General features: G+C 46.8%; 6 protein-coding genes and 1 pseudogene. 6 read left to right on the forward strand and 1 reads right to left on the reverse strand.

What is annotated here, in order from left to right; all coding sequences use genetic code 11:
• The coding region (locus tag MHN01_RS14885; RefSeq protein ID WP_239412069.1) for a XapX domain-containing protein at positions 1–85 on the reverse strand (85 nt) is incomplete at its 3' end.
• 577 nt (positions 86–662) lie between these two features.
• On the opposite strand from MHN01_RS14885, the gene MHN01_RS14890 reads away from it, so the two are divergent.
• The 6 genes and pseudogenes from MHN01_RS14890 to MHN01_RS14915 all read left to right on the forward strand — a co-directional run.
• Positions 663–1,178, forward strand: coding sequence for a porin family protein (locus MHN01_RS14890; protein WP_239412064.1), 516 nt, complete (start codon positions 663–665; stop codon positions 1,176–1,178).
• A 345-nt stretch (positions 1,179–1,523) separates the two neighbouring features.
• Complete coding sequence (locus MHN01_RS14895) at positions 1,524–2,297, forward strand: hypothetical protein (RefSeq protein ID WP_239412065.1); 774 nt, start codon at positions 1,524–1,526, stop codon at positions 2,295–2,297.
• A gap of 92 nt (positions 2,298–2,389) precedes the next feature.
• On the forward strand, positions 2,390–2,596 hold the full coding sequence (locus MHN01_RS14900) for a DUF3283 family protein (RefSeq protein WP_239412066.1): 207 nt from the start codon (positions 2,390–2,392) through the stop codon (positions 2,594–2,596).
• A gap of 375 nt (positions 2,597–2,971) precedes the next feature.
• Positions 2,972–3,703, forward strand: a complete 732-nt coding sequence (locus MHN01_RS14905; protein WP_239412067.1) for a response regulator — start codon at positions 2,972–2,974, stop codon at positions 3,701–3,703.
• A 34-nt stretch (positions 3,704–3,737) separates the two neighbouring features.
• Positions 3,738–5,180 (forward strand): ATP-binding protein, encoded by a 1,443-nt coding sequence (locus MHN01_RS14910; RefSeq protein ID WP_239412068.1) that lies wholly within the window; start codon positions 3,738–3,740, stop codon positions 5,178–5,180.
• Between the two features lie 33 nt (positions 5,181–5,213).
• Positions 5,214–5,556: pseudogene (locus MHN01_RS14915) on the forward strand (sugar ABC transporter substrate-binding protein); the annotation flags it as partial.

A 5,556-nucleotide genomic window follows, 5' to 3' on the forward strand; every position in this document is an offset into this window, starting at 1 on the left:
GTGGCGCAGGAAGTGGAAGTTTGATGGCAGAAAAAAATACGCCAACAATTAACCCTGCAAAAACCGCAAGCAGAATCTCGTTCATGTGTTTACCCTCTGTGTGTTGCATAAGATTGTGACGGCTTGTGAGGCTGCTCTTTATTGGCGCCTTTTTGTTGTTGCCGTTTGATAGAGCCAGTGTAAGGAACGCGCTCTTACATTCTCGAGATCTTGATCACAATTTGTTTCCCTATTATCTAAAAATAGCGCCTTGATTACCAATTCTGTTGAAACTGGGAAGGGAAGCGTTTGCTTTTAGGTGGTTTATATTCAGAAGCTAAATTCTTAATATGCCTTTATAACTATTATTTATCAGGTGCTTATGTATGGTTGCGGGTAAATAAATGCAAATATCCAGGCAATGAAACACGAATCTTCAATGTGTGATCTTGTAATGGATTTCATCCAAGGCGAGCCTGTCTCGGATCCAATCTGTAGCCTTTTTTATGGTCAGAGATTCATAAGGCTAGGAGCAAAATGTGACGTTGAGGTGAGTCTGCACACGGAAATGAGCGAATGCGCCGGGTTTACGGTATGTTCTTGTGAAATTCTAAGTAATAATAAAGATTACAAATGATTGGCTTCTATTTAACTGCGCAAATTTTAGACGAGGGAATGTAACCATGAAGAAAACGTTGCTAGCTGCCATGTTGGCGTTTACGGCTCTACCGGCAAGTGCCGATATCTTTGGCTTATCGGTCGGTGCGACTGCAGGTGCCGCTCAGTTAGATTTTCAAGGTAATAAAGAATACGGCTATGAGTATGGCCTGAATGCCAGCTACGCATTGAATGACTTTTTTAGCATTAATGCTGGTGTTGTTCAGGGCAGCGGCGAGGTGGATTCCGATCTGTCGGCGTCCAAGAACGACATTGACTACACAGCCTTTCCGGTTACATTGCGAGGCGATCTACCCTTGTTGATCGGTAGCCTGTATGCCAAAGCGGGTACTAACTTTTATGATGTCGATGTCGCAAGAGATGGCGTAAAAGCCACTGATGACGGCTGGGCATTTACTGGCGGTGCGGGTTTCGTTCTTACGCTGTTACCACTTGTGGATTTGAGCCTGGGTTACGAGTATCGCGATATGGGCGAAGTAACAAACAATGCTGTTGTCGTTGGTGTTGATATTAGCTTGTAGGTTTGGCTGTCTATATTAATTAATGAAAAAGCTGCTTTATGCAGCTTTTTTTAATTGTCTTATCACACCTTAGTGGCTTATCTCTCAGTAATAGTCAATAAATGTAACCGAGAAGTATATTGATAACTTATATCATTTATTGGGGCGGAATTAATACCCATCAACGAGTTTAATGTGCAGTCAGAATAAAACTACGCAAAGCGATTTCTGAAAGTAATTATTCTTCAGTTTATTTCTGGCTCAGGCAGGATAAATTGATGAAAAGACGAAACTGATCAAGGTCGATGTACTTGTAATCCTTTACTATGAACTTAACAATTTGAGGTCATCAGCGGAGGGTAGAATATGTCAAACTATGAGCATTACCAGGCAACTGTTGCAAGGGTAAATGCTGCTATCCTTCGTAAGTTAACCAGACCTTGGCAGGTTCAGTATCAGGACGTTAATGACTCTGATGAGCAGCAATTATTATTAGTCGCACCGAGTGGCTCTATTTGCCAGCGATTGACCTTGCCAAAAGCCATGGCTGAATCATTTTGGTCCGAAGATGAACCAGTGAGCAACCAGGTAACCGAATATGTCGTGCGCGGCGCAGCTCGCCTTGCACCGCTGCGTCAGACATCCTATCGTAACAACTTTCCTCACTGGCTCGAACACTGCCTGCAGCAGTTGCATTATCTGATGCTCTCCAAAGAGCAGTTAATGCAGGTGATGGCTGATACCCACTATCCTTACCCCAGTAAAGTTAAGATTCAGGGGAGCTACTTACCATGCTGGGTGTGGTATGCAGATGACGAGCAACGTGCTGTGTCGGTGATAGACAAACGTACCGGATTGTTTAGTAAGCCCCGGATGGTCGAAGGCTATCAACTGGTGGACAGTGAAAAGTGGTTTGGTGCTCAAGTAATAGATTCTGCCGAGGAGTCGATTGAGACAGTAACCTATTATGTTGCTGAGCTATTGAAAGGTCAGAAGGTGCCTGACGACAGCGAACCGACATTAACTGATGCCCTGCATAATCCCTGCTCGTCAACGCTAAGCCCGCTGCTGAGCGTAGCTCTGGTTACTGGGGTACTGGTTGGCTTTTTCATTATCTTGAAAATGCATCTAGGTTTTTGAGTCCTGTATTTTGAGTAATCCTGGGCATGAACATTGGTCTGAAGCCAAAAATCGGCTAATATCGGCGCTGTGTTTTACCGTGGTACAGGGCTATGCATAATCTAACGCTATTATCTGACGCTGAAAAAAATCGTGTTGAACTCGATAAGCAGGCGGCCTACGCCGTATGGCAAGTTAAGAATGCCAAGAAGGGATATGAGGTATTTGCCGAGCTGAGTAACAATATCGACGATGATGACGAACGAGACTTTTTCGAGCGTTCCGTAAGTAAATACAAGTCTCAGATGGGCGTGGCATAGTTTCACTAAATGCGTTCTATGAACCGTTTGCCAAACAGACGTATGATTTGAATGAAAAGCTGCCAATGGCAGCTTTTTTGATCTGGCTGTACTTTTTGCGCGCGCTTTTTATTTCTTTTTAGCCTCGATATAGAGTAGCTGCTCAGTGATATTCGCGAAGTTCATGATTCTGAGGCATAATGCGCGCCTTTTTCTGTATGGTCTGGTATCTTAGGAAGAGACATAACCGGATGGGGTACTGATGTTCTCTGGCTTCGGCAACCTAGATATTCTGGATTAACTATTTGGTAACACACCGGTGCCCGTTAGCTCAGGCAGAGTGCTTGTAGGCATTTGTTGGCAAGTTGGGGCTGCCCGGTACAAAAGGAAGATGAAATGAGTGCGAGCAAGAAGGTCCTTGTTGTTGATGACGATCAGGAGATTCGCGAGCTATTGGATGAATACCTGACGAAAGCAGGGTTTACGGTAACAACGGCTGCCGAAGGCGAAGAAATGAAGCGTCGGTTGGCTCTGGGTTATCCCGATCTCATTTTATTGGATGTCATGATGCCCGGTGATGATGGCTTCACCTTGTGTCAGTACATTCGTAAAACGTCCGACGTACCTATTATTATGCTGACGGCTGTCTCAGACGAGATGGATCAGATCATCGGCCTTGAGCTAGGGGCGGACGATTATATCGCCAAACCTTTCAGCCCACGTCAGCTGATGGCTCGGATAAAAGCCTTGATGCGCAGGGTGAAATCAACCGAGGAAGCTCAGCAGGCAGCTCCGGCCACCCCTAAAGCGATTAGGTTTGCCAATTGGCGTTTGGAAACGGCTTCGCAACGTTTATTCGATCTGGAAAAAGGCAAAGACTATGAGTTATCCGGTAGTGACTTTGCCTTGTTGATGTTATTCCTTACCCGCCCGAATGAAGTGTTGGATCGCGATACCATCTCATTTGCTACCCGTGGCCGTGAGGCGCATCCTTCAGAGCGTGGTATTGACGTTCAGCTTAGCCGTCTGCGTCAGCGTCTCGGTGACAAAGGCACACAGCAAAGGCTGATCAAAACCAGCCGAGGCAACGGTTATTCGTTCAATGCCGAAGTCACCTACGAAGAATAGTTTTGCCTGTTGTGACCGAAGAAGGCATTGATACATGAATTGGAAAAAGTGGTGGCCGAAGTCTCTTTTGGCGCGCACCTTGTGGTTTACCCTGCTGGCGGTATTTCTGGCACAGTTGATTGCAACCATTATTTGGTATGGGCAGTCTAAACAGCGGGACCTGGAGGGACTTGAATCGGCATCGGCCAGTATGGCCAACATGTTTGCATCGACGGTCACTTTCTTTCAGTCCCTGCCTCTCGAATACCGTCATATCGTTTTGGATCAGCTTAGGAACATGGGTGGTACCCGCTTCTTTGTTTCGTTCAACGAAGAAGAAATCCTGATCGATCCCATTCCCTCCTCACAGATGAAAAATACCGCGGTCAGGGTATTTGAAGAAGTGCTGAGCGAGAAATTGCCTCGGTTGGATGTTATTCGGGTTGAGTTCTCCCGTCCGGAAACCCTGCATGTTCTGAAAAATGATATTTTACTGACCGATCTTCCTCGTTCCTGGGCGCATTACACTTTGAGCCTGGAGCCGTTTAACCCGCCGATTCTGGTTGTACAGTTAGAACTTGCAACCAACGAATGGTTGTATATTGCCGCCTTGCTGCCATCGCCGTATGTGACGTTGGAAGATGAGATCATTACCAAGCAGCAGGTGATCTTCCTTATCTTTATCACCACGCTGTTGTTGGTGTTCACCTATTTTATGATCCGTCGTCAAACCAAGCCGCTTAAGCGACTGGCAAACGCGGCCAATGCGCTCAGTCTGGACATCTATCAGCCGCCGCTGGTAGAAGAGGGAGCCAGTGAACTGGTGACAGCCACGCAGGCCTTTAACCGTATGCAGCTTCGTTTGCGCCGTTATATCGACGATAGGGAACACCTGTTTTCGGCGATCTCCCATGATTTGAAAACGCCAATCACTCGATTGCGATTACGCGCCGAGTTGATCGATGATGAGGCGAAGATTGAGAAATTCAACCGTGACCTCGATGAGCTTGAAATGATGGTCAAGGGTGCGCTGCAAACAGTTAAAGACACCGACCTTCATGAGAACCTGACTCAGGTCGACTTGTCAGAAATGCTGCGCAGTATCGCTGAGCGCCATAACACCAAAAAGATAAAGGTGCATATTCCCAATACCAAGATAGCCCCGATGACAGGTAAGCCGCTGGCGCTGAAGCGTTGCCTGAGTAACCTTATCGATAATGGTGTCAAATATGGTCACGAAGTGAGTCTAATTGTGTCAGATGAGTCTGACGCTCTGGTATTGATCATCAAAGATAAAGGGGAAGGTATTCCTGAAGAAATGCTTGAGGCCGTTTTTGAACCGTATTTCCGGATTGCCAAGGATGACGAAGGGCATGGTTTAGGAATGGGAATAGCCCGAAATATTATTCACGCCCACGGCGGTGATATGACTATTCATAATGCCAAAGAAGGCGGGTTGGAAGTGAAAGTCTATATCCCCCGCCTGCTGAAAGAATAGTACCACTGGCCGTTTTGTAGTAAGAGCGAGATGATGAAACTAAAACAGACACTGTCAGCAATTACCCTGTCCTTGATGGCTGCCGCCTCCCATGCCGGTGAAGTGGAGGTACTCCACTGGTGGACATCCGGGGGCGAGGCCAAATCGGTGTCGGTCCTGAAAGGGTTGATGGAAGAGCAAGGTAACAGCTGGAAAGATTTCGCGATTGCCGGTGGTGGCGGTGAAAGTGCCATGACTGTGCTGAAAACCCGGGCGGTATCGGGTAACCCCCCGTCGGCAGCTCAGATTAAGGGACATGATATTCAGGAATGGGGCCGGTTGGGGTTTCTTACCGATTTGAGCGATGTTGCCAGAGAAGAAAACTGGGATAGCGTGT

Source organism: Photobacterium sp. OFAV2-7, assembly GCF_022347985.1.
Lineage (GTDB): Bacteria > Pseudomonadota > Gammaproteobacteria > Enterobacterales > Vibrionaceae > Photobacterium.